Origin of the sequence: Curtobacterium poinsettiae (genome assembly GCF_047226435.1) — a bacterium.
In the GTDB taxonomy this organism is placed as follows: domain Bacteria; phylum Actinomycetota; class Actinomycetes; order Actinomycetales; family Microbacteriaceae; genus Curtobacterium; species Curtobacterium poinsettiae.
This window is the reverse complement of record NZ_CP178434.1, coordinates 851000-873815: the sequence shown is the minus strand read 5'-3', so window position 1 is coordinate 873815 and position 22816 is coordinate 851000. Positions and strand designations below refer to the sequence as shown.

Below are 22816 nucleotides of genomic sequence, written 5' to 3'. Positions count from 1 at the left end.
ACGCCGGTAACCAACTTGCACGATCCTTGCGAGACGATGCAAGATTCGCGCGCACTCAGGTGAAGGGTGCGTTTTTGTTGCATCCGCATGAAATCTGTTGCACTCCGGCACAGTTCTGTGCAAGTCGGGGGACGGCCGAGCATCGCTCAGGGGTACGGCTCCGGGGCACTGGTCCGCGGTCACGACATGCCGCGAGTGCACCGCCGAGTGGTCACGAATCGTCGCTCGGCGGAGGCCCGGACGACGGTTCGTGACCACTCGGCGGAACTGAGCGGGGTGTCGTGGCCACCCGACGCCAGCGGGCCGAGGCGAGTAGCGCCAGGACCGGGACACAGACCGGCACCTTCCGTCCGGACGTGACCGCGCCCCGCCCGGAAGAACCGGACGGGGCACGAGGCAGGGCACGAGGCAGGGCACGAGGCACGGGGCACGAATCACTCGGCGACGATCACCACAGGGTGTCGGCGCCCGACCGGATCAGGCGAACGCCTCGATCGGCGGGCAGGCGCACACCAGGTTGCGGTCGCCGTACGCCTGGTCGATGCGGCGCACCGGCGGCCAGTACTTCCGGCCGCTGATGCCCGGCAGCGGGTAGACGGCCTGCTCGCGGGTGTAGGCGTGCGCCCACTCCCCCGAGATCACCGACGAGGCGGTGTGCGGCGCGTGCACGAGCGGGTTGTCGTCCGCCGGCCACTCTCCGCGCTCGACCGCTGCGGCCTCGGCCCGGATCGCGAGCATGGCGTCGACGAAGCGGTCGAGCTCGGCGAGGTCCTCGCTCTCGGTCGGTTCGACCATGAGCGTGCCCGCGACCGGGAACGACATCGTCGGCGCGTGGAACCCGTAGTCGACCAGGCGCTTCGCGACGTCGTCGACCGTGATCCCCGTGGTGTCCCGCAGCGGTCGGAGGTCGAGGATGCACTCGTGTGCGACGAGCCCGTCGTCGCCCGTGTACAGCACCGGGAACGCCTCGCGCAGGCGGGACGCGATGTAGTTCGCCCCGAGCACGGCGGCCTCGGTCGCACGGGTGAGGCCCTCGAGCCCCATCATCCGGACGTAGGTCCACGTGATGGGCAGGATGCTCGGGCTGCCGTACGGCGCCGCGCTGACCGGCCCGCCGGCGTGCGCCAGGCGGTCGTCGGCGTCGGCCGTCGTCGCACCGGAGCGCCGGTCGGCCTGCTGCGCGAACGGGTGCCCGGGCAGGAACGGCGCCAGGTGTGCCTTCGCGGCGACGGGACCCACGCCGGGGCCGCCACCACCGTGCGGGATGCAGAAGGTCTTGTGCAGGTTGAGGTGCGACACGTCGCCGCCGAAGTCGCCGAAGCGGGCGTGCCCGAGCAGCGCGTTGAGGTTCGCGCCGTCGACGTAGACCTGGCCGCCGGCGTCGTGCACGGCGTCGCAGATCTCGCGGATGTCGTGCTCGTAGACGCCGTGGGTGGACGGGTACGTGATCATCAGCGCTGCGAGGGTGTCGGCGTTGGCGGCGACGCGGGCCCGGAGGTCCTCGAGGTCGACGTTGCCGTTCTCGTCGCAGGCCACCACGACGACCTTCATCCCGGCGAGCACCGCGGATGCGGCGTTCGTGCCGTGCGCGCTCGACGGGATCAGGCAGACCGTCCGGTCCTCGTCGCCACGAGCCTGGTGGTACCCGCGGATGGCCAGCAGCCCGGCGAGTTCGCCCTGGCTGCCGGCGTTCGGCTGCAGGGACACGGTGTCGTACCCGGTGACCTCGGCGAGCCACGACTCGAGGTCGCCGATCATGTCGAGGTACCCCTCGACGTCCTCACGCGGTGCGAACGGGTGGATGTTCGCGAACTCCGGCCAGGTCACCGCGGCCATCTCGGTCGCCGCGTTGAGCTTCATCGTGCAGCTGCCGAGCGGGATCATGCCGCGGTCGAGCGCGTAGTCCTTGTCGGACAGGTGCTTGAGGTACCGCATCATGCGGGTCTCGCTGCGGTGTGCGCTGAAGACGGGGTGCGTCAGGTAGTCGCTCTCGCGCTGCAGGGCGGACGGGAGGCCCGTGGCCGCGTCGCGCACGGCTGCTTCGGTCGCGGGGACCGTCACGTCCACCGCGCCGAGCACGCCCGCCAGCGCCACGACGTCGTCGGGCGTGGTCGTCTCGTCGACGGAGAGCTGGAAGGTGTCGGCGTCCACCGTGTGCAGCAGGTAGCCGGCGTCCTGCGCTGCCGCGACGATCGTCTCGGCGCGACCGACGGCCCGCAGGGTGAGCGTGTCGAAGTACGCGTCGTGCACGACCTCCACCCCGGCGTCGCGTGCCACGGCGGCGAGCGCACCGGTGGTCCGTGCGACCCGACCGGCGATGAACCGCAGGCCTTCGGGCCCGTGGTAGACCGCGTACATCGACGCCATCACGGCGAGCAGGACCTGCGCGGTGCAGATGTTGCTCGTCGCCTTCTCGCGGCGGATGTGCTGCTCGCGGGTCTGCAGGCTGAGGCGGTAGGCCATCGCCCCGTCGGCGTCGAAGGACACCCCGACCAGGCGACCGGGCAGCTGGCGCTCCAGGCCGGCGCGCACGGCGAGGTAGCCGGCGTGCGGGCCGCCGAAGCCGAGCGGGACACCGAAACGCTGGCTGGTCCCGACGGCGACGTCGGCCCTCAGGTCGCCGGGGCTGGCGAGCAGGGTCATCGCGAGCAGGTCGGCGGCGACGACGGCGATGCCACCACCGGCGTGGACGCGCTCGATGACGGACGACGGGTCGACGATGCGGCCCGAGGCGCCCGGGTACTGCAGGATGACGCCGAACGCCCCGTCGAGCTGCTCGTCGCTCGGGCCGTCGACGGCGTCGAACGCGCGCAGCGTGATGCCCACGGCATCGGCACGGTGGTCGAGCAACGCACGGGTCTGCGGCAGCAGGTCGGCGTCGACGAGGAACGCGTCGCCCTTGACCTTCGAGGCGCGGCGGGCGAGCAGCATGCCCTCGACCACGGCGGTGCCCTCGTCGAGCATCGAGGCGCCGGCGGTGGCCATGCCGGTCAGGTCGGACACCATGGTCTGGAAGTTGATGAGCGCTTCGAGGCGGCCCTGCGAGATCTCGGGCTGGTAGGGCGTGTACGCCGTGTACCAGCTCGGGTTCTCGAGCACGTTCCGCTGGATCACCGCGGGCGTGTGGGTGCCGTGGTAGCCGAGACCGATCATGGCGCGTCGGACGGTGTTGCGACCGGCCTTCGCGCGGAGTTCGGCGAGCGCCTCGGTCTCGCCGACTGCGGCCGGGATCACCGAGTCGGCGACGGGCCCGACGTGGATGGACTCCGGGATCGCGGCACGGACCAGGGCGTCGAGCGACGGCTGCCCGACGACGTCGAGCATCTCCTGCTGGTCGGCCGGGGTGGTGCCGATGTGGCGGTCGGCGAAGGACGTCTGGAGGTTCTCGAACGCGGTCATGCGATGGAGGCCCGGTAGGCGTCGTGGTCCATCAGGTCCTCGGGGAACGAGGTGCCGTCGACCTTGATCTTCACGAGCCAGCCGGCACCGAAGGGGTCCTGGTTGACGGTGTCTGGGGTGTCGACGACGGCGTCGTTGACCTCGAGGACCTCGCCCTCGATCGGGGCGAAGAGCTCGCCGACGCTCTTGGTCGACTCGATCTCGCCGATCTGGTCGCCGGCGGTGGTGGCGGTGCCGACAGCGGGAAGTTCGACGTAGACGACGTCACCGAGCTGCTCGGCGGCGTGGTCGGTGATGCCGACGGTGACGGTGTCGCCCTCGACGAGCAGCCACTCGTGGTCGGCCGTGTACTGGAGTGCGGTCTGGTCGGTCATGGGGTCAGCCTTTCGAGGCGCGGCGGTAGAAGGGGAACGCGGAGACCGTGCTGGGGACGGCAGTCCCCCGGACGTCGATGTGGAGGACCTGTGCCCCGTCCGACGCGGCGGCGAGCGCAGCCGGGTCGACGAAGGCCATCGCGACGGGGTGACCGAGCGTCGGCGAGAGCGCGCCCGAGGTCACCGTGCCGACGACCGCACCGTCGAGCACGACGTCGTAGCCGGCCCGGGGAGCACGACGGCCCTCGGTCACCAGGCCGACGAGCACGCGGGCGTCCGCGGACGGGGTGACGCCGGCAGCACCGACGAACTCGCCGTCCTTCGCGACGACGCGGCCCAGGCCTGCCTGGGCCGGACGGACGTCGGTGCCGAGCTCGTGCCCGTACAGGGGCATGCCCGCCTCGAGCCGCAGGGTGTCGCGTGCGGCGAGCCCGGCGGGGACGACCCCGCGGTCGGCACCGGCCTCGAGCAGCGTGTCCCAGAGCACCGGGGCGGTGTCCGGGTCGGTGTAGACCTCGAAGCCGTCCTCGCCGGTGTAGCCGGTGCGCGCGACGAGCACGTCGGCGCCGTCGAACAGCGCGTGCAGCACCCGGTAGTAGCCGAGCTCGTCGAGCGGGGTCTCGGGCTGCAGGCGGTCGGCGACGACGAGGGCGTCGAGCGTGCCGGCCGCCGCGGGGCCCTGGATGGCGACGAGGGCCGTGGTGTCGGAGTCGTCGGAGACCTCGACGTCGAAGCCGTCGGCCCGGGCGGTCAGCGCGGCGACGGCGACGTCACGGTTGGAGGCGTTCGCGACGACGAGGAAGACGTCGTCGTCGGTCCGGTACACGACCAGGTCGTCGAGGATCCCGCCGTTCTCGGCGAGCAGCAGCGAGTACTTGGCGCGACCGACCGGCATCTTCCCGAAGGACCCGGCGAGCGCGTGGTCGAGGAAGGCGACGGCGTCGGTGCCGGTCACCCCGATCTCGGCCATGTGGGACAGGTCGAAGACCCCGGCGGCCTGGCGCACGGCGTGGTGCTCGGCGAGGTCCGACGAGTAGCGCACGGGCATGCGGTACCCGGCGAAGTCGGTGAAGGTCGCACCGGCGGCCTCGTGCACGGCTTCGAGCGGCGACGAACGCTGCCCCGGAGTGGGCTGTGGGGACGGACTCATGGCGGAGTTCTCCTGGCATCGGCAGGGCCCGGCGACGATCGCCGGGTGGAACTCCCCCTCTGTCATGGGCCTGAGAGTTTCACCGCGGCCCGTGAGGTCCGGCGGCTTTCACCGTGGGCGAGACGACCGAGCGTCTGCTTTTCAGAGTGGCCTGTCCGCTGCGGTGTGGGACCTGAGAGATTGACGGGGGGATTGCTCCTTCGGTGCCGTGCGCGCGCCCGAGGGCACGATGTACCCAGAGGTACTGCACGGCGTCTCCCGCGACGGATGAACGGCCGGTGTGTTCAGTTGTCCGCGTCGAGCATACCGAGGCCGCGTTTCGGGCGTGTGTCGCGAGCGAACCTTCGACATCTCGTAGAATGCGGGGATGGCCGGACAACGATCGCGCCCCCGCGGGCAGCTGGAGCAGGCGGTGCTCGACGCGCTCCGCTCCGCCGACGCCGGGCTCACCGCACGCCAGGTCCTCGACGCGTTCCCCGAGCCCCGCCCCGCGCTGACGACCGTGCTCACCGTGCTCGACCGACTCGGCCGCAAGGGCCAGGTGGAACGGGAGCAGCACGACGACGCTCCCCTGACCTTCCGCGCCGTGCACAGTCGCGACGAGCAGACCGCCTCACTGATGTCGAGTGCGCTGGCCGCCTCGACCGACCGCGAGGCCGCACTGCTGCAGTTCACCGGGTCGCTCGCCTCGGACGACCTCGAGGCCCTGCGCCGCGCCCTCGACGCCCGCGCCCGCTCCTGACCGGCCGCACACCGTGGTCGTCGCCGGCATCGCGCTCATCGTCCTCGCACTCGCGGTGGTGGTGTTCGCGCCCCGGGTCCTGACCCGTTCCGCCTGGACGATCGACCTGCCCCGCACCGCGCTGGTCTGCTGGTCCATCGCGGTCCTGCTCGGCGTCGTCGGCTTCGTGGCCGGCATTGCCCTTGTCGTGCTCGCCGACCGTCCGGTCACCGAGCTCTTCGGCGGGGACGGCTCCCCCACGCACGGCTTCAACGTGGGCGTCGCGGTGCTCGCGGTCGTCGCGTTCGTCGTCGCGGTCCGGGTCCGCCCCGGCCCCGAACACGAGGCCGTCCGGCAGGCGATGCGTTCCGGGGTCGCCCCGCACCGCGAGATCGACGGCACCCCCGTCGCCGTCGTCGAGGCGGACCACGCACTGGCGTGCGCCGTGCCGGGTCGGAGCGGTGGGGTCCTGGTCAGCACCGGCCTGGCAGACCGGTTGCGCACCGACGAACTGGAGGCCGTGGTCGCCCACGAACGCGCCCACCTGACCCAGCACCACGCGGCTGCGGTCGCGGTCGCGGAATCGATCGAGCGTGCGGTCCCGTGGGTGCCCGGTGCGCGCGCCATGGCGCGGTCGACGCGCGTGCTCGTGGAGTTCGCCGCGGACGACGCGGCGGCCCGTCGCGTCGGACGCGACGCCCTGCGCCGGGCGGTGCTGGTGGCGGACGGGAGCAGCGCGCTCGGCGCGATCCGAGCCTCCAGGCTGTCGTAGCGCCCCTGTCGGAGGCGAGGAATAGGGTGTCAGCACCGTGAAGCCACTGACCGAAGCCGACATCCGATCGTCGTTCGTGAACGCCACAGCCGACGAACTCGCACAGCTGCCCATCCCCGGCCTGCACGAGACCCTCTGGGACGAGCGCGAGTTCCTGGGGTGGCGCGACCCACAGGCCGCCCGCCGCGGGTACATCGTGTCCTGGATCGACGAGCGCCCCGTGGGCATCGTCGTCCGGTCCGCCGGTGGGTCGCTGCGCCCCGGCATCGCCGCGATGTGCTCGTTCTGCCACTCCCCGCAGCCCGCGACCCAGGTCCGGCTGTTCTCCGCCGCACGTGCTGGCGAGTCCGGCCGCAACGGCAACACCATCGGCACGTACATCTGCGAAGACCTCGGCTGCCCGATGCTCATCCGCACCGCACCGCCGCACCTGAACCCGCCGGCGACCATCGCGATGCGGGGTGCGTCCCTGCTCCAGCGCGTGCAGAACTTCACCGCGGACATCATGAAGACGGCGTGAGCCGGTTCGGCACCGCCCGCTGGGCCGTGGTCGAGGAACTCGGCGACGGACGGTGGCGACTCACCCTGCGGGACGAAGCCGACGATGAACTCGGCGCGTTCGGCCTGGGGGTCGAGGGCCCGTGGGACCCCGATGTCGAACCGCACGTCGGGTTCGTGCTCGTGCAGCTCGGCCTGACGCTGCGCGGGGCCCGGCCGTGGCGCATCGACGAGCTCGGTGATCACCGGGCGCCCGTCCTGTCGCTCGGCTGAACGAGGACGCCCGACCGGCTCACGTCCGTGCACCGAGGCCGCTCGGTCAGTCCGCGGCGACGAAGTTGCGCAGGATCTCGCGGTCGTCGTCAGCGCGCATCGCCCACGCGAGCTCGCTGCGGTGGTCGCTGCCCTCGAGCGGCAGGAGCGTCACCGTGTCGGGTGCGGCGAGCGCGGCGCTCTCCGGCACCACCGTCACGCCGAGGCCCACCCCGACCAGGTACAGCACGGTCGCCCAGGTGGTGGCCTCCTGCACGACGACGGGTCGGCGCCCACCGGCGGTGACCGGTGCCAGGTTGCGCTCGGTCGCCAGTGCTCCGGCGACCGCCGGGAAGAACACGAACGGTTCGTCGACCAGCTCGGTGCCGCGGATGCGCTCGCGGCTTGCCAGTCGGTGCCCGCGCGGGACGGCGGCGACGAACGCCTCGGACCGGAACGGCAGCAGGCGTACGGCGGGGTCCGGGTCGGCATCGCGGACGACGGCGAGGTCGAGCTCGCCGCGGACGATCCGCGCCAGCAGCGTCGACGAGTACCCCTCGGTCAGTTCCACCCGGACCAGGGGGTAGCGCTCCCGGAACGCCTGCACCCGTTCGATCGGCCCGAGGGGCAGCGCGGAGACCACGAACCCGACGTCGAGCCGTCCGACCTCGCCCCGACCGACCCGGACCGTCTCGTCGAGGTCGCGCCGTACCTGCCCGAGCAACGACCGCGCACGGCCCTGCAGCACCCGGCCGGCGGCGGTCAGGGCGACGCTGCGGCTGGTCCGGACGAACAGGTCGACCCCGAGCGCGCGCTCGGTCCGCCGGATCTGCTGGGACAGTGCGGGCTGGGCCATCCGCAGCTGTTCGGCCGCTCGGCCGAAGTGCAACTCGTCGGCGACGGCCAGGAAGGCCCGCAGGTGACGGAGGTCGACGTCGGGTTCTCGATCCATGCACACAGCGTATCGATCAGCGCGAACGAGTATTGGACGCGACTGCATCGTCGATCGAGGATGGAGGCATGCCCGAAGCGACCTCGACCGTCACCATCGCCGACCTCGCCACCCCCGCCGACGCCGAGGCGTTCCGCACGCTCAACGAGGCCTGGATCACCCGGTACTTCACCCTCGAGGACGAGGACCGTGTGTTCCTCTCCGACCCCGTCGGCCGCGTCGTCGAGCAGGGCGGTGCCGTCCTGGTCGCCCGGCTCGACGACCAGGTCGTCGGGTGCATCGGGGTCGTGCCCACCACCCCCGGCGTGTTCGAACTCGTGAAGATGGCCGTCTCCCCCGACCACCAGGGGCACGGCACCGGGCGGAAGCTCATCACCGCGGCACTCGACCGGGCCCGCGAGCTCGGAGCACACCGCATCGACCTGGAGAGCAACGCGCAGCTCACCAGCGCCGTGCACCTGTACGAGGCGTTCGGCTTCCGGCACCTGCACGAGGATGAGATCGCCCCGAGCCCGTACGTGCGGGCCGACGTGCACATGACGCTCGACCTGCGCTGACGTTCGACCTGCGCCGACGGCGGCCCCGTCCCGGTACGCTCACGGCATGGCGATGTACGAGGTGCAGGCGGTCCGCGAGGCCGGCGCGTGGCAGGTGTTCATCGACGGCTTCATGGTGACCGAGGTCTCCCGGTGGCCGTCCGTCGGGTTCGTCGCCCGCGAACTCCTCGCGATGGACCGCGACGACGACCTGCGCATCCGCGTCGTCGGCCGCAACCAGTACGTGGCCTGACCCCGGCGGGCTCGAGTGAGCAGAAGACATCGAGTGCGTGGCGCCGACCCGACGTCTTGTGTTCCCTCGGTGCTGTGTAGCCGGCAACGACGCCGTTCCACCGCTCACGCGACGTGCCAGACCAGCCCCTCCTGTGCGCTCGACGGGTACGCCGACGCGATCCGGAACACGGCCTCGCGCAGGGTCTCCGGAGAACAGGCCAGGTTGAGCCGGACGAACCCCCGCCCTTCGGACCCGAACCCCAGCCCGGAGTTCAGCGCGACGTACGCGTTCTCGCGCAGCGGCACCGCGGGGTCGTCGCCGAGGCCGATGCCCCGGAAGTCGAGCCACGCCAGGTACCCGGCGCGCGGCCGCGTGTAGACCACACCGGGCAGGTGTTCGGCGAGGAGCTTGGCGAGCAGTCGGTCGTTCGCCACGATGCGCGCCACGACGTCGTCGAGCCAGTCCGTCGCCAGGGTGAACGCCGCCAGGTTCGCGTGCAGCCCGAGGATGCTCGTGCGGCAGGCGACCTCTTCCCACAGGGTGTCGAGGAGCGCGGCGGTCCGGGGATCGCCGGCGACGATGACCGAACACTTCACGCCGGCGAGGTTCCAGCCCTTGCTCGCCGAGGTCACGCACACGCTCCGGGCTCCGACGGGCTCGGCGACGGCGGCGAACGGGGTGAACTGCACGCCGGGGTGGGTCAGGGGTGCGTGGATCTCGTCGCTGATGACGAGGACGTCGTACTTCGCGGCCAGTTCGGCGATCGCGACGAGGTCGGCCCGGTCGTGCACGAGCCCGACGGGGTTGTGCGGGTTGCAGAGCAGGAAGACGCCGACCCCGCTGGCGAACGCCCGCTCGAGGCCCTCGAGGTCGAGCCGGTACTGCCCCCACTGCTCGAGCAGTGGGACCTCCTCGACCTGACATCGAGCTTCTTCGACGAGCTCGAAGAACGGCGGGTAGACCGGCGGGGTGATCGCGACGCGGCCGCCGTCAGGCAGCGCGAGCCGGAGCGACTCGACGATCCCGACGCTGACGTCGGTGGCCAGGTGGATCCGCGACGGGTCGATCTGCCAGCCCCAGCGGTCCAGCGCGAACTGCGCGAAGGCCGGTGCGAGCGGCCCGGGGCCGTCGAGGTACCCGAGGTCGGACTGCGAGACCCGTTCGATCAGCGCCTGCCGGATCGCCGGGGCGACGTCGTGGTCCATCTCGGCGACGAACAGGGGCAGCACGTCGGGCGCGTACCGCGTCCACTTGATGCTCGTCCGGACCCCGCGGAGCGTGCCGACCGGGTCCTGCTCGTCGCTCGCCATGCGTCCCAGCATGCCCCTGCCCGGCGGTCCGGCGCGACTCCCGACGTCATCCCACGTCGTCTTCGGGTGGGGTCACGGCCGGGGGCCGCCCCGTCGGCCTACGCTCGGCGACATGAGCACGAGCACCGCCGACAAGGCCGTCACCCTCAAGCAGCTGCACGAAGCCCCCGAGATCCTGCGCGTCGTGAACGTGTGGGACGCGATCACCGCGAAGGTCGTCAGCGACCTGCCCGGCACGAAGGCGATCGCCACCGCCGGGCACTCGATCGCCGCGTCGTACGGGTACGAGGACGGCGGCATGCCCCTCGACCTCGCCCTGTCGGGTGCCGCGATCGTGTCCGCCGCGACAGACCTGCCGGTCACCGCCGACCTGGACGACGGGTACCAGGACCCCGCCGAGACCATCCGCCGGGCCATCGGCTCGGGCATCGTGGGCGCCAACGTCGAGGACCGGCTGCGTCCCTTCGACGAGGCGGTCGCCCGCGTCGCCGCGATCACCGCAGCGGCGCAGGCCGAGGGCGTCGACTTCCAGCTGAACGCCCGCACCGACGCGATCGCCCGCGGCGGCGAGCGCCCGATCGACGAGAGCATCGAGGACGCGATCGCCCGAGGCAGGGCGTTCCTGGACAACGGCGCCGCGCTGGTCTTCGTGCCCGGCGCGATCGATCGTTCCGTGGTCGAGCGGCTCGTCGCCGGTCTCGGTCGCGGCAAGCTCTCGGTGATCGGCTTGCCCGGCGCCCTGCCCGCCGCCGAGTACGAGGCGCTCGGCGTCGCCCGCATCTCCTACGGCCCGCTCACGCAGCGGGTCGCGCTGCGCGCGCTCCGCGACCTGGCGACCGACCTGTACGCCGACGGCGTCGTGCCGGAGGACACCCCGACCCTGAACTGACGGAGCAGACGGACGGGAGGCCCGTGGCGGTGTCGCCACGGGCCTCCCGTCCGTCCCGTGGTCGCGTCACGCCCCCCGCACTCATGCGCACGTCGTTGCGATCCGGGGCACGCGTGCCGATCCAGGGCATGCGAACCCGGGCTGGCGGGGCATGCTCCTGCCGCTACTGTCGTGCCATGCCGGTCGACGTCGAAGCCCTGCTCACCCCGCCCTCCCCCGTCGCTGCGCGCGCACTGGACGTCGTGCGGGCATGGTCCGAACCGGCTCTCGTCAACCACTGCCTGCGGTCGTGGGCATGGGCTGTCCTGCTCGCCCCCACGGTCGAGCTCGAACCGGACCCCGAGCTGCTCTTCGTCGCGACGATGCTCCACGACCTCGGCGTGACCCCGTCGTTCGACGCCCACCGGGTGCCCTTCGAGGACGCCGGCGGCGCGGTCGGCTCGGTCTTCGCGCTCGGTGCCGGGTGGGACGCCGTGCGAGCCCGTCGGGTCGGGGAGATCATCGAGCGGCACATGTGGCGGTCCGTCGACCCGGAGCTCGACGCCGAGGGGCACCTGCTCGAGGTCGCGACCTCGCTCGACGTCTCCGGCGTGGGCTTCGACAGGTGGTCGTCGAACGACCTGCGGGACGTCACGGGCGCGCTGCCCCGTCTGGACTTCTCGGCGACGTTCGACGGGCTGATCCACGAGCAGGCCTCGCGCAAGCCATCCTCGGCCGCGGCCCGACTGGACGGCTCGGGCAACGTGGCCGCCGGCGGAGACCGCTGGGCCACGTTCCTGGCGTCCTGACGCTCGGTCCGGTCGCTCGCTGGACTTATCGGCAGGGTGGGCGTATAGTCTCTGGTTGGTGCACTGCAGCGAACCCATCTGACTCGCGCACACCGCCCTCTCGACACCGACTCACCCGAGTCGCATTCCACTCGAGACACCGCTCGATCCGAACGGACGAGCTGCACGTTGAAACTCGACGTGCGCGCCCCGCACTCGATGCGTCGCGCTGGACTGAGACGTCCGCCGACACCGAGTCGCCCTGGCGCCGAATGACCAGGAAGTACAGCACCATGACCAGCAACGAACGAATCACCGTGTTCGGGACCGCACTCGCGGCCCCGACGATCACCCCCGACCGCATCGCCGAGTTCCCGGTGCGCGACGACCGCTCGCAGCGCGAGTACCTTGTCCGCATCGCAGCCGATGACCTGGGGACCTTCGTCACCCGGGGTACCCGGCTCGACGCCGTCGGCGAGGCCGGCTGGACCGTCCCCGGCCGCTCCTGGGCGGGCGAGGCCAGCCGCACCCTGCTGCAGGCACAGTCCGTGCAGGCAGGCGAGATGGCCCTCGCGGCCTAGGTCCCACCAGCACCACCACGAAGCGCCGCCGAGTTCGCTCGGCGGCGCTTCGTCGTTCCCGGTGCTCGTCTAGAGCCGAGAGCTGTAGGGGAGGTCGCCATGCGGATCGAACGGGCTGCGCAGTTGATCCGCGCTGCCCTCGAAGACCTCCGCCTCTCGCAGACCGGTCTCGCTGCCGCCGCCGGCATGCAGCAGCCCACCATCTCGGCGTACGAGAGCGGACGGAAGCGGCCACGCGAGGACTCGCTCCGGCGGATCCTCGAAGCGGCGCACACCCGCCCGAGCATCCCGCTCGCCGTCTACGCCGACGCGATCCTCGACGAGGCGAAGCGTTTCAACCTCGAGGACGTCCGCGTCTTCGGCTCCGCGGTGCGCGGGCAGGACACCGAACACAGTGACATCGACCTGCTGGTCCACCTGACCCCCGCGGCATCGCTGTTCGATCTCGGTGGGTTCGCGCACGAGGTCGAGCGCATCACCGGTTTCGAAGTCGACGTCCTCACCGACGACCTCGAGGACGACGAGCACTTCGTCCACGTCCTCGACGAAGCAGTGCCACTGTGACGCCGGCTCCCCGGTTCACGCCTCGGCCCCGCAATGACCGTGACCCTGCTGCCCTCGAAGAGCGATGGCCGTCGCTGCAGGCCAGCTTCCTCGACCTGCTCGCCGAGTGCTCCATGATCGTCGAGCGAGTGCTCCGTGATCGTCGAGCACGGGCGGAGCGAGTTCAACGCGGCCCGCAGCCTCACCTACCGAGCAGCCGAAGCGGTCATCATCCACTTCGACGACCTGCTCGGTCGCATCCCCGAGGACCGGGAGGCACGACTTCCGTCGGACCTGTCACTCGCGGCCGTCCGAAAGACCCGCAACATCCTGTCGCACGACTACCGGAAGGCGCCGAAGGAGATCGTCTGGGACGCAATCGAGCATCGCATCCCCGCGGTGATCCTGGCGCTCATCGACAGACCCCTCCGGGCGTCCCGAGGATTCGGACCGCTCGCCTCAGTTCGGGCGCTCGAAGACCATCGTGGCTTGCACCCGGTCCCCGCCGCCGAAACCCGTGCTCCCCGAGGAAGCCGTCGTGATCGTGTGCAGCCGGTACCCGAGCGCAGCCTGCGCGTTGATCGCCTTCTCGAGCTCGGTGAGGTTGCCCGAACCCGTCCCGAAGAACTTCTCCTTGAGCACCACCTGCAGCACGACGTAGCTCATGCCGTTCTGTGCCGGACGCGGCTGACCACCCGAAGCGGCTTCGGCCTGGATCCGGCCGACCACTCCACCGACGCCCGACTCCGCGGGCGCCTGCTGCTGCACCTGCTCCGTCCACGCGGACCCGTCCCACCACCGCATGGTGCCGGAGCCGTCGTCGTACCACCCTGCCTGTGCATTGGTCATGCGCTCATCCTGGCGCACAGCGAACCACGCCGGCAGATCAGCGGAATTCGCGTCAGGCTGCTGTGATGTTCTGCGCCGAGTTGTGCATCCCGGTCACGCAGGGCTCTAGACGTGGGAAGGCGTCATCCAAATACGCCCGATGTCGTACTTTTGCGGACTCGCTTGGGGCTACGAGGGCAAGCGGCGAGGTTGCAACGGCATCAGTGATGCGCCCCGCGCTCGGCGAAAGCAGTTGAGCAGGCGGAGCTGCGGAACGCGCAGAAACGGATCCGGCTCCTCGAGCAGGAGAACAAGACCCTCCGGCGAGCAGCGGCGTTCTCCACTAAGTCGCGACCCCCAAAATGGTGCACCCGCTGGTGGTCGAACTTGCCGATGATGGTTCCCCGTCGCGGTGGTCTGCCGGTACTGCGCTGCTCGAAGCTGGCCTTCGGCGGCGTGCCAGTCCGGTGACCAATCGCGTCAGCACGCATGCGCACCTCACCAACGCCGCCGTCGACCGGGAGCGCAGCTATGCGAAATACGGATACCGGTTCATCGCCGACGATCTCCATGCTGCCGAACTCGGGTGTCCGCGCGCCGGCATGGCGCTTACGCTCGCACCATTGCCTGTGATCGCTGCATGCGAAGAAGCGCGGGTTCGATGTCAAGGCCCGGCCGCGGGTGCGACGACAGGGTTCGGCGTGCGATCACGGCGTCGGACCCGAATCAGCTATGGTTTACGGACATCACGGAGCATCCGACAGGCGTGGGCAAGCACTAACCCTGTGCGGTCAAGGACGCGTGCTCTCGCCGGATCATTGCCAAGTCGATCGGAGATCGGAAGAGGCCCTCGCTCGCAGTCGGGTCCCCGAGGCTGGCGGTGAAGCGCCGGAACCTCGCCGGAACGGTTGAGGATACTGGTCGGGCTATTCGGTTCCGGTCGAAGAAGTTCGTGCGGGCGTTCCACGGTGCTGGGCTTCTCGGATCGATCGGACGAGTCCGTGCATCCGCGGGCAACGCGCCGAGGGAAAGAACCTCGACCGTGCTGCAAAAGAACGACTCCAATCGGCACTGTTGAGTCACGCGAGACGATCTCCGCCTCGCGATCATCACCTTGATCGAGGGCGCGTACGACGGAAGACGTCGTCAACGCGGACTGGCGAAGTTGGCCCGGACCGAGTACGAGACGATCATCAACTCAGAGGTCGCACTCGCGGCCTGAACCAAAAAGTCCTTCTAACCTGCAGCAGTCCCACCCAAGTCCTCTGCTGAGAGATAGGGTAGCTCTATGCAGAGACGTGGCGCGCCCTGTGGGTGACAGGCGCCGGGCCTTCCAAGGCCCAGCTGACGGGGCTCAACTCCCCGGCGCGTCCCCTTCTGCAGTCGAGGTGGACTTCGACGTCACCGTGCAGGAATCATTTTTCCTCGCAGACATCAGTCGCCGTCGCGACACCTCAGGGCGGTTCGCCAAGACGATCGACTATCGATCTCTTTCGAGTGAACTTAGCCTTCAGCCCAAACATCACGTAATCCCTCGACGTTTCGTGCCAGGCAATCAGTTTAAGCATGCGCTTCTGTCTCAGAGCGAGCGATTAGGAGATGGCAACAAGCCGCCATACCGCGTCAAGGTCGACTTAGGTGAACCGTGGGGCCGATTCGAGGCGAAAGCGGTGCCGCGCATCGATCAGTTCGGCCCTCACCTTTTTGTACCTGCCGTGACCTACCGGCTCCGGATCACTCTGAAGGCCCTGGACGATCTCGTCGTTGTGCACTCGGAAGTGCAACGCCGCCTCGTAGCACTGGGAGACTCGGATCTTCTTCGTGCAATCGCAGCATCAGCAGCTGGGTGCAAACCTGACCAACTCGAATCGGGCACGAAGCGGCGCATCCATGTCCAGGCAGCAGTCGGCGAGAGGGCTGACTCCGACTCTTCAATTGCCGACTCAGCGCTGCTGGAAACCACCTTCGCTCGCTATATTGCGCAGAATCGGCGATCCATCATTGCCCAGCACATTACCCACCGCCCTGACCATCTACCCGACCCTCGCCTCGAAGCGGCATTGATTAAGGAAAATGAGCAGCTCAACCTGAAATCTGAAAGCCACCTTTTACTGGTGAACGCTGGCGGTTCTACAATTTATACGATCAGGAGCGACGATAAGGACAGGACCGCGCTTGGCTCCGTTTACAAGAACCGTCATGTCCGCGTGATCAGCTTGGCTCAGATTGCCACGGTCATGCAACACTTCCTGTTGCGCGCCTCACCGGGCGAAATTTCCGCAAAAACCTGGAGTACGAACGAACACATAATCGAGCGGTGGATCCGGTTCCCATCGAGCACGTTATTTACTAGCGTCAGTAATCAGATGATTTGGCGGGCCATCAGTAACGCGTTCGCACTTGAGTCACTTCTCGACGAGTATGAGCGCTTCGACGGAGACAAGCCCCAAGTAGGATGGCGCACGTGATTCACGACGTACTGAGTGTGCTTATACACACAGATTGGCTACCGAAGGACGGAGTCGCAAGGCTGATCCTTGGCGGCGTTCTTGGTTCAGTCGCTACTGCAGTATTCTCAACGCTACGAGAACGCGGAACTCGGGCGCTGGCCCGACGCGCACTTGTTGCTGACCGTTTCTTGACATCGCTAATAGATGCGCTGGAGGGACGATTACAGGCAACCCGCCACGACGTGGCCACCGACGCACGCCTACTCATCGACTCACAAATGCTTCGAGCTGAGATCAAGACAGCCTGGAGGTCAACGAAGACGCTCGTCATGTTGATTGACGCTATGGAGCAAAAGGTGCGGTTTGAGCAACCCGCTCCATCTATCGAGGTCGTCGCAAGCCAAGCCGCGGAACTGATTAGCGCCTGGGTTCAGCACCCGCTTAGGACAAGATTCTCTCGATTTCCTCCAAAGTAGATCGGAAGTCAGGTCGCGCGAAGCGCATCGGGCACGAGGTCGCCCTTGCCATTCCCAGGTCCCTGTATGGGAAAGGATCTCCGCCCCGGCGAGCTGTGCTCGGTGCGCAGATTTTCGTAGCAGGAATGACCAAGGCATCGTCGAAGCTTTGTTGCGTCGCTCCCAGACCCGCTCCTGCGAACATAGGACCCGGAGAGCCGCTGGACACTTGTAGGCGGGTAGCTACCTGCGCGTGCGGGGTCTAAGACTCCAAGCGTGTCTTCAACGTCAAAATATGAGGGGGTTGATGCGGTCTGCCATGCTGCACCAGATGAAATTTCGCGGAATGACTCGCCGGCTAGCGTAGAGCAGAAGGGCGACCTTTCACGATGCACGCGTATCGACGGAGGAGCAGACTCCGACGCCTGGGCTGCCAGTCTCGAACTTGTCTACGGGGAGTGGCGTCGAGAAGGGGACATCACGTTCACGTGCTCGTACACACCGACGAACTCCCATCACGACGCTCGGTCCGCACCCATCGAATCATGCGCACGAAGGCGAACAGCCGACCACAGCGCCGAGACGGCGAGGTCAGTTGTTGAAGCGGAACGGGTGCCCCTGTTCACCTGAGTTCACGCTAGTGCAGAGATCCCCAGAACGACGGGGATTTGGGACCCTCCAGCTTCACGTGAGCGCACGCCATTTCAGGGGCGTTTGCGGCACCAGTGCGGCACGACGCCGACTTCAGCTGCTCGGCGGTAGTACGTTGACGCCCTCGAGCGCTGCTGCGAGCTCCTTCCGCAGCTTGAGGGCCAGCGTCTTGTGTCTCGGCTCCAGATCGTCCAGCGCTTGCTCTGCGATCACGGTGACTCGGCCCAAGCGATCGAGCAGTAGGCGCTGCCCTTCAATCTCGGCAGACCGCTCGACGCCGATCCAGTCGCGGAGGCGGTCAAGCTCGGGCAGTGTTCGCTCAATGAAGCGCCTGCGTGCTTCGTCTGGAGCGATGTAGTAGTCCTGCCCATCGACGATGCTGGTGAAGTGATCACCATTGAGCGCATGCTCCTGAGCCGTGCGCTCCTGGTCTTCGATGTAGTTGATGATGTCGGTTGGGTATAGCGCGGCGGCAGTGCGACCGATCAGTTCCGTGGTGGGCCAGGGTGCATGAAGATCGGGTCCGTCGTAGTACGAGGGCGGCGTCTCGAGGTCCTGTTGGTCCACGCGCAGGTACTGCGCCAGGGCGGGGACATCGTGGACAGTGATCGATCCGGCACTGTCCCGGTTGAACTCCGCGAGCTCGAACGGGACCGACTTCCACAGCACGAGTTCCGCGGTCCGCCATTGCTCCACCGATGGATCGAACGCGGCTACAGCTCGCCGCTTCTGATCAAGTTCGATGTAAGCGTGCCGGTCCTCCCACCGCACTTCGAGTCGAGCAGGCGAAACCCAGCGGCGCTCGCCCTGCCACTCGTCCGCGATGAGCTCGATACGGACCCGAACCGGGCGCTTCTCACCAACGGTCAACACGGCAGCCTCGTGAAAACGCGCTGAACTGACAGCGGTTCTGTAGGCCCACCTCTGGCCGGGCTGAGGCCCATCCGACGACGCCATGGACCCATCGTCCCGCGTTGAGCAGCTTAGCTCTACCGCAGGTACTCGATCGTCGTGAGGGTGCGGTCCCCCGAGACCTTCACTGTGCACCGGAAATCAGAGCGGAGCATGGCCCCAAAGCTGTTTTCGGAGTCAACAGTCCCCGTCACCGTGTACGGACCCGAGCCCGAAACTTCGTCGTTGAAGTCAGCGGTTGACGGCGACTTCAATGCGTCCTTTATCCTGTTTTCGCAAGCGATCTGCGCCTCGACGCTGTGGTCGCTCGATGACGAACCACCATTGAAGGCCGCGGAAATTACCAGAATCAGCACGATCGCGACCCCGCCGAAGACGGGAAAGCCGCAGCACACCCACATGAAAAACTTGAATGTGGGGTCCGCCTTGCCGGGTGTCAGGGGTGGGTTAGGCGGAAGCTTGTCGGTCACAAGCAGAACATAGAGGACTAGTCAGTTACACCGCATGCCCCAACGTGGGTGACGGCGGGCTGCCGCAAGCGCTTCGGTCGGGAGTCTCACTCCTTCGGTGGCTGTTGGCCGAGCCCCTTGAACATCTCTTCCATGAACCGCGCGCCCATCTCCTGGCCTTGCTGGTCGTTCGCGATCCGTTGGTCAAGGATCTTGGTGATCCGATCGTTGATGTCGCGCTTCAAATCGGTCAGCGTCTGGTCTGACTGCCGAGACAGCGTGCGGATCTCTTCAAGCGCCCGCTCAGTACGGCCCTCGGTGTCCTTTGCCGACTTCAGCTGGTCCCGCGCCATCACTCCTTGCCAAATCGCCACCAGGGCCGACACGACTGCGACGACGAGCGCCGCGATGCTGAGTCCAATTTCCATGGGTTCGGAGCTTAATGCAGGCGTCCGACACAGACGCCGGACGCGCTGTTCCAGGCCGCTGAACGCGACATCAATGTCTGAGCTCCCCCGGATGATCACACCATGCCCGAGCACAGGTGGGCTCCCCCGGAGCATCCCGACGTCACCCTTCACCAACCCGTCACAATCGACGCGAACGACGCTGGTCAGCTGCGGACGCTGGACCCGGTCGCACCCGTCTGGGCTGACATCGAGTTCGTGAACGTAGGGATGCTGCACCTCAAGTGCTTCGCTGCCGCTGAGTCAGATAACGCAGTGCTCGTCCAGACTGCCTGGCAGGGGCGACTGCAGCAGGTGCTGGTTTCGCGCGACAAAGTGACACGGCGTGCACTCGACCCGCGGACGCGGTGATGGCACGCAGACGCCGAGACAGGTGGTCTCTTGGTCCCGCGCTTAGCCTCCCCGAGGCGGCCTACGGTGGCCCCGTCTACGACCTCGCAGAGCCGGACCCAGTCCTCGCCTGGGTGACGTTCCCGGATCGCTCTCTCGAGGTCGAGGCGCGGGCCATCGCGTACACAGAGCGCGCCGTGCTCGTCGAGTGGGGGTTCTCGCAGGCTGCCGAGTGCGCGTGGGTGTGGCGCGATGCCGTCAATCAATTCCCTGCAGTTTTCAGTCAAGATGCCGATAGTAGGCGTTATGAGTAATACTCCCGACAACGACTACTGGAAGAACCTCCCTCACCGCGTCATGTCCGACGATGAGCTGGACGAGCACCTCGCGGACATCCCCCCGACCGACCCGCTGGGAGTGGCAATGATGTTCGCATACGGCATCGACGAGCAGAACGAGTTGGTTCTTGAGACCTTCACTAACCCAGAGTCCCGCCCCAGTTGGGGTGACTACCAGGCCGTCTTCGACCTGCTCGCGGTCCACGATGACTGGGGCATCGGTGGCAACCCAGGCTTCGTGACGGAGCTCGGAGTGGAGATTGCCTATGTCAAGATCCTCCCGCACGTGACCGAGAGCTTCGAGGTCCTCGAAGCTGACGTCACCAACGCGATCGCTGTCCTGAGCCTCGTGAAGCGCCCAGACATCGACGACAGGTGGTTTGTGCAGGCGATCGGGGACTACTGGCATCCCTCCGCTGTGTAACGACCAGCGGTTCGCGCCGCGAGACCGCCCAGGCCCGTAACGTCGAGACCCCTCGAGCTCCCGGAGAGCCCAGGGTGGGGTGAAGCCAATGTGCGGTGCCCAAACCCTGCACAGTGGAGAGAGCCCGCGTGGCTGCGGTCGACTTCTACTGGTTCGCGCGCTTCGGCACCGTCTTGTTGTTCCAGTGGCACGGCTTCCACTCGCCCGTAAGCTCGAAGTGGACTCGGGTCTTGTAGTGGTCGTTGAGGGCGCTCAGCACTGCCGCTTGCACGACCCAGTAGGTGATGAAGATGCCGAGGATGAAGAGGACGATTCCCATGCGGGGAGTTTGTCTGCCCTGCCATCGCCCCGCGCCTCCCAGTTCGGGAGGGGCGCAGGAGCGGTGCGGTGGAGGGTGACGGTGGCCCCCGCCACGATAACCCCATGGGCAGGCGTCACAGCGATCTTTGGACACCGGTCGTCCCGCGAACTAGGTATGATCCAGCCATTGTTCCTAGCTGAGCGTGACTCGGTAAGAGTCCCGCGGATCGGGAACGCGAACAGACCCGAGGGGAAGCACAGCATTGAAGCTGGTCAGCGCCAACGTCCGCCGGTACCGCAGCATCGAGGACGGCAGCACGATTCGAATCGAGCCCGACGTTACCTGCCTCGTGGGCAAGAACGAGTCGGGCAAGTCCGCCGTATTGCAGGCTCTGTACAAGAGCTACCCAATCGAGCGGGGCGAGCGACTGGACCCTGGATTAGACTTTCCGAGTCGCTTGACAGGGGAGCGCCGAAGCGGTGACCCGATCACCGCTACCGAGCTCAAGTATGAACTCGACGACCAGGACGTGGAGGAAGTTGAGCGCAGGTTCGGCTCAGGCGTTCTCGCAAGCAAGACCATCACTGTCACCAGTGGTTATCATTACAAGTTCGCCTCTCGCTGGACCATTTTGACGAATGAACGCAAGGCAGCGGACGAACTTACGAAGGCGATCGTCCTGCCGCCCGACGAGCAAGATGCCGTCGACAAAGCAACGGATATCGCTGAGACAGTCACAGCACTCGAGAATGTCGACGACCCAACAGGAGCTGTGGCTGATGCTCTTGCCACGGTCAAAGCATGGCGTCAAGGAAGCCTGACACTAGCCATCGTCGATGTCCTCGACAAGCGTCGGCCTCATTTTGTCTACTTTGGCGACTACGACAGCATGCCAGGGAAGGTTTCCATTCCCTACCTTATTGCGAACCAGAAGGACGATGACCTCTCCAGAGGCGAGCAGGCAGTGATTTCTCTCCTTGACATCGCCGGCATTGAACTCAAAGATTTCCTCGAGCCCGAGAGCCAGGAACACCTCATTCGGGACACTGAAAACGCATCGAACGGCATCTCGGACGAAGTGTTTCAGTATTGGTCGCAGAACAAGAATCTGGCCGTAAAACTCACGATATTCGGCGGTTACGACGAAGACGCTGTCGTGGACGAGGATACTCCGCCGGAACTACAGATCCGTGTCGAGAATCAGCGCCACCGTGTGACTGTGCCTTTCGATGAGCGTTCACGCGGATTTGTCTGGTTCTTCTCATTCCTCGCCTACTTCTCGCAAATCGAAGCGCAGTCGGATCACCCTCTGATTCTCCTCCTTGATGAACCGGGGATAAATCTTCACGCCTCGGCACAAGCCGACCTGCTGCGATTCATCGATGACAGGCTAGCCCCGAAGCATCAGGTCATTTTCTCGACGCACTCGCCTTTCATGATCAATCCACAGAAGCTAGAGCGCGTACGCACGGTTGTTGATGTCGATAATGAAGGAACCCAAGTCTCGGATCAAGTTCTTCAATCAGACGAAGAAACATCCTTTCCTCTTCACGCCGCACTTGGTATTGAACTCGCTCAGACGCTTTTCGTCGCCCCTAACACACTCCTAGTCGAAGGGCCATCAGATCTCGTCTACTTGGAGGTTCTATCCAACGCTCTGAAGTCGAAGGGGCGAGAAGGACTTGATGATAGATGGGCAATCGCACCGGCGGGTGGCGCTTCGAAGCTCCCAGCGTTTGTCACTCTTCTAGGAGCGAACCATCTGAATGCAGTGGTACTAGCCGACTCAGAGGCTAATAAGGCAAACGCTTTAGAGCTTCTCCGCCAACGGGGAAAGACAGCGGCGGCGGGAGTCGTATTCATCGGAGACGCCACCGGTGGAGACGAAGCCGACATAGAAGACCTGTTCGATCCGGGATTTTTCCTACAGCTCGTAAATGATGCGTACGCTGGCGCGCTCGCAGGAGCAACGTTGAAGGTCGCCGATCTCCCCCAGGACAAGCGCCTGATTAGGCGGGTCGAACGCGTTTTCGCCGACCGGGGCATCAACGACGGAAAAGTGAATCACTACGCTCCCGCCGCGGCACTTCTGAGGAAGCAGGGGACGTTCACAAATAAGCTCTCCGACCGAACCTTGAATGCGGCTGAGGCACTTTTTCGCAAGCTCAACACCTTGGTGAAGTAGTTGCCGAGCACCGCACAAGTGTACGGTTCTCGCTGCACAAACATTGC

The 22816-nt window shown here is 67.0% G+C and carries 23 protein-coding genes, 1 pseudogene and 1 riboswitch; of the genes and pseudogenes, 14 read left to right on the top strand and 10 right to left on the bottom strand.

All coding sequences use genetic code 11. From position 1 onward, the window contains the following. Positions 1-477 precede the first annotated feature (477 nt). From gcvP to gcvT, 3 genes are read right to left on the bottom strand one after another with little or no spacing between them, the layout of a single operon-like run. On the bottom strand, positions 478-3399 hold the full coding sequence (gene gcvP, locus ACL00U_RS04170; protein ID WP_412873861.1) for an aminomethyl-transferring glycine dehydrogenase: 2922 nt from the start codon (positions 3397-3399) through the stop codon (positions 478-480). Next, positions 3396-3773, bottom strand: a complete 378-nt coding sequence (gcvH, locus tag ACL00U_RS04165) for a glycine cleavage system protein GcvH (RefSeq protein WP_412873860.1) — start codon at positions 3771-3773, stop codon at positions 3396-3398. Before gcvH ends, gcvP begins: the two co-directional genes overlap by 4 nt. 4 nt (positions 3774-3777) lie before the next feature. Continuing rightward, a complete protein-coding gene (gene gcvT, locus ACL00U_RS04160; RefSeq protein ID WP_031259689.1) occupies positions 3778-4923 on the bottom strand; it encodes a glycine cleavage system aminomethyltransferase GcvT in 1146 nt (381 codons plus the stop codon). A gap of 151 nt (positions 4924-5074) precedes the next feature. Further along, positions 5075-5194, bottom strand: a riboswitch (glycine riboswitch). A gap of 96 nt (positions 5195-5290) precedes the next feature. Between gcvT and ACL00U_RS04155 the strand changes: the two genes are divergently transcribed. Genes ACL00U_RS04155 through ACL00U_RS04140 form a run of 4 tightly spaced genes read left to right on the top strand, consistent with a single transcriptional unit; the run spans position 5291 to position 7187 of the window. Next, entirely contained in the window at positions 5291-5665 is a 375-nt protein-coding gene (locus tag ACL00U_RS04155; protein WP_031259691.1) for a BlaI/MecI/CopY family transcriptional regulator, read from the top strand. Between the two features lie 13 nt (positions 5666-5678). Next, positions 5679-6416: a M48 family metalloprotease gene (locus ACL00U_RS04150; protein WP_017887082.1), complete on the top strand. Its 738-nt coding sequence runs from the start codon at positions 5679-5681 to the stop codon at positions 6414-6416. Between the two features lie 37 nt (positions 6417-6453). Next, entirely contained in the window at positions 6454-6936 is a 483-nt protein-coding gene (locus tag ACL00U_RS04145) for an FBP domain-containing protein (protein WP_017887083.1), read from the top strand. Next, a complete protein-coding gene (locus tag ACL00U_RS04140; protein WP_017887084.1) occupies positions 6933-7187 on the top strand; it encodes a hypothetical protein in 255 nt (84 codons plus the stop codon). Before ACL00U_RS04145 ends, ACL00U_RS04140 begins: the two co-directional genes overlap by 4 nt. A gap of 46 nt (positions 7188-7233) precedes the next feature. Here ACL00U_RS04140 and ACL00U_RS04135 read toward each other — a convergent pair whose 3' ends face one another. Beyond that, entirely contained in the window at positions 7234-8118 is an 885-nt protein-coding gene (locus tag ACL00U_RS04135; RefSeq protein ID WP_214518708.1) for a LysR substrate-binding domain-containing protein, read from the bottom strand. Between the two features lie 68 nt (positions 8119-8186). Here ACL00U_RS04135 and ACL00U_RS04130 point away from each other — a divergent pair, with 68 nt between their 5' ends. Beyond that, a complete protein-coding gene (locus ACL00U_RS04130; RefSeq protein ID WP_159557561.1) occupies positions 8187-8675 on the top strand; it encodes a GNAT family N-acetyltransferase in 489 nt (162 codons plus the stop codon). Between the two features lie 46 nt (positions 8676-8721). Beyond that, positions 8722-8907, top strand: a complete 186-nt coding sequence (locus ACL00U_RS04125) for a hypothetical protein (protein WP_042539381.1) — start codon at positions 8722-8724, stop codon at positions 8905-8907. A gap of 104 nt (positions 8908-9011) precedes the next feature. Here the strand turns inward: ACL00U_RS04125 and ACL00U_RS04120 are convergent, their stop codons facing one another. After that, complete coding sequence (locus ACL00U_RS04120) at positions 9012-10199, bottom strand: MalY/PatB family protein (RefSeq protein WP_412873859.1); 1188 nt, start codon at positions 10197-10199, stop codon at positions 9012-9014. A gap of 112 nt (positions 10200-10311) precedes the next feature. Here ACL00U_RS04120 and ACL00U_RS04115 point away from each other — a divergent pair, with 112 nt between their 5' ends. The 5 genes and pseudogenes from ACL00U_RS04115 to ACL00U_RS04095 all read left to right on the top strand — a co-directional run. Then, positions 10312-11088, top strand: coding sequence for an isocitrate lyase/PEP mutase family protein (locus ACL00U_RS04115; protein ID WP_259575757.1), 777 nt, complete (start codon positions 10312-10314; stop codon positions 11086-11088). Positions 11089-11264: 176 nt separating this feature from the next. Continuing rightward, on the top strand, positions 11265-11876 hold the full coding sequence (locus ACL00U_RS04110; protein ID WP_412873858.1) for an HD domain-containing protein: 612 nt from the start codon (positions 11265-11267) through the stop codon (positions 11874-11876). Between the two features lie 272 nt (positions 11877-12148). Then, on the top strand, positions 12149-12436 hold the full coding sequence (locus tag ACL00U_RS04105) for a hypothetical protein (protein WP_017887091.1): 288 nt from the start codon (positions 12149-12151) through the stop codon (positions 12434-12436). Positions 12437-12535: 99 nt separating this feature from the next. Further along, the gene (locus ACL00U_RS04100; protein WP_412873857.1) at positions 12536-13000 is read left to right on the top strand and encodes a nucleotidyltransferase domain-containing protein; all 465 of its coding nucleotides are present in this window, start codon (positions 12536-12538) and stop codon (positions 12998-13000) included. Between the two features lie 135 nt (positions 13001-13135). Then, positions 13136-13372: pseudogene (locus ACL00U_RS04095) on the top strand (hypothetical protein); the annotation flags it as partial. A 66-nt stretch (positions 13373-13438) separates the two neighbouring features. Here the strand turns inward: ACL00U_RS04095 and ACL00U_RS04090 are convergent. Next, positions 13439-13828: a DUF2510 domain-containing protein gene (locus tag ACL00U_RS04090; protein ID WP_412873856.1), complete on the bottom strand. Its 390-nt coding sequence runs from the start codon at positions 13826-13828 to the stop codon at positions 13439-13441. A 1367-nt stretch (positions 13829-15195) separates the two neighbouring features. Here ACL00U_RS04090 and ACL00U_RS04085 point away from each other — a divergent pair. Next, positions 15196-16275, top strand: coding sequence for a hypothetical protein (locus tag ACL00U_RS04085; RefSeq protein ID WP_214563335.1), 1080 nt, complete (start codon positions 15196-15198; stop codon positions 16273-16275). Between the two features lie 1181 nt (positions 16276-17456). Here the strand turns inward: ACL00U_RS04085 and ACL00U_RS04080 are convergent. From ACL00U_RS04080 to ACL00U_RS04070, 3 genes are all read right to left on the bottom strand, one after another. Continuing rightward, positions 17457-18233 carry a hypothetical protein gene (locus ACL00U_RS04080; protein WP_214563336.1) on the bottom strand — a complete coding sequence of 259 codons (777 nt, stop codon included), beginning with the start codon at positions 18231-18233 and terminating at the stop codon, positions 17457-17459. A 119-nt stretch (positions 18234-18352) separates the two neighbouring features. Beyond that, a complete protein-coding gene (locus ACL00U_RS04075) occupies positions 18353-18745 on the bottom strand; it encodes a hypothetical protein (RefSeq protein ID WP_214563337.1) in 393 nt (130 codons plus the stop codon). A gap of 86 nt (positions 18746-18831) precedes the next feature. Beyond that, positions 18832-19410 (bottom strand): hypothetical protein, encoded by a 579-nt coding sequence (locus ACL00U_RS04070; RefSeq protein WP_214563338.1) that lies wholly within the window; start codon positions 19408-19410, stop codon positions 18832-18834. A 363-nt stretch (positions 19411-19773) separates the two neighbouring features. Between ACL00U_RS04070 and ACL00U_RS04065 the strand changes: the two genes are divergently transcribed. Continuing rightward, the gene (locus tag ACL00U_RS04065; protein ID WP_214563339.1) at positions 19774-20283 is read left to right on the top strand and encodes a hypothetical protein; all 510 of its coding nucleotides are present in this window, start codon (positions 19774-19776) and stop codon (positions 20281-20283) included. A 145-nt stretch (positions 20284-20428) separates the two neighbouring features. On the opposite strand, the gene ACL00U_RS04060 is transcribed toward ACL00U_RS04065, so the two are convergent. Further along, the gene (locus tag ACL00U_RS04060) at positions 20429-20602 is read right to left on the bottom strand and encodes a hypothetical protein (protein WP_412873855.1); all 174 of its coding nucleotides are present in this window, start codon (positions 20600-20602) and stop codon (positions 20429-20431) included. 244 nt (positions 20603-20846) lie between these two features. Between ACL00U_RS04060 and ACL00U_RS04055 the strand changes: the two genes are divergently transcribed. Then, on the top strand, positions 20847-22769 hold the full coding sequence (locus tag ACL00U_RS04055; RefSeq protein WP_214563341.1) for an ATP-dependent nuclease: 1923 nt from the start codon (positions 20847-20849) through the stop codon (positions 22767-22769). Positions 22770-22816 lie beyond the last annotated feature (47 nt).

What these genes read in the sequence shown, in the direction of transcription:
- gcvP (WP_412873861.1), bottom strand. Translation starts at nt 3,399, where the DNA reads ATGACCGCGTTCGAGAACCTCCAGACGTCCTTCGCCGACCGCCACATC.
- gcvH (WP_412873860.1), bottom strand. Translation starts at nt 3,773, where the DNA reads ATGACCGACCAGACCGCACTCCAGTACACGGCCGACCACGAGTGGCTG.
- gcvT (WP_031259689.1), bottom strand. Translation starts at nt 4,923, where the DNA reads ATGAGTCCGTCCCCACAGCCCACTCCGGGGCAGCGTTCGTCGCCGCTC.
- ACL00U_RS04155 (WP_031259691.1), top strand. Translation starts at nt 5,291, where the DNA reads ATGGCCGGACAACGATCGCGCCCCCGCGGGCAGCTGGAGCAGGCGGTG.
- ACL00U_RS04135 (WP_214518708.1), bottom strand. Translation starts at nt 8,118, where the DNA reads ATGGATCGAGAACCCGACGTCGACCTCCGTCACCTGCGGGCCTTCCTG.
- ACL00U_RS04130 (WP_159557561.1), top strand. Translation starts at nt 8,187, where the DNA reads ATGCCCGAAGCGACCTCGACCGTCACCATCGCCGACCTCGCCACCCCC.
- ACL00U_RS04125 (WP_042539381.1), top strand. Translation starts at nt 8,722, where the DNA reads ATGGCGATGTACGAGGTGCAGGCGGTCCGCGAGGCCGGCGCGTGGCAG.
- ACL00U_RS04120 (WP_412873859.1), bottom strand. Translation starts at nt 10,199, where the DNA reads ATGGCGAGCGACGAGCAGGACCCGGTCGGCACGCTCCGCGGGGTCCGG.
- ACL00U_RS04115 (WP_259575757.1), top strand. Translation starts at nt 10,312, where the DNA reads ATGAGCACGAGCACCGCCGACAAGGCCGTCACCCTCAAGCAGCTGCAC.
- ACL00U_RS04110 (WP_412873858.1), top strand. Translation starts at nt 11,265, where the DNA reads ATGCCGGTCGACGTCGAAGCCCTGCTCACCCCGCCCTCCCCCGTCGCT.
- ACL00U_RS04105 (WP_017887091.1), top strand. Translation starts at nt 12,149, where the DNA reads ATGACCAGCAACGAACGAATCACCGTGTTCGGGACCGCACTCGCGGCC.
- ACL00U_RS04100 (WP_412873857.1), top strand. Translation starts at nt 12,536, where the DNA reads ATGCGGATCGAACGGGCTGCGCAGTTGATCCGCGCTGCCCTCGAAGAC.
- ACL00U_RS04090 (WP_412873856.1), bottom strand. Translation starts at nt 13,828, where the DNA reads ATGACCAATGCACAGGCAGGGTGGTACGACGACGGCTCCGGCACCATG.
- ACL00U_RS04065 (WP_214563339.1), top strand. Translation starts at nt 19,774, where the DNA reads ATGCCGTCAATCAATTCCCTGCAGTTTTCAGTCAAGATGCCGATAGTA.
- ACL00U_RS04060 (WP_412873855.1), bottom strand. Translation starts at nt 20,602, where the DNA reads ATGGGAATCGTCCTCTTCATCCTCGGCATCTTCATCACCTACTGGGTC.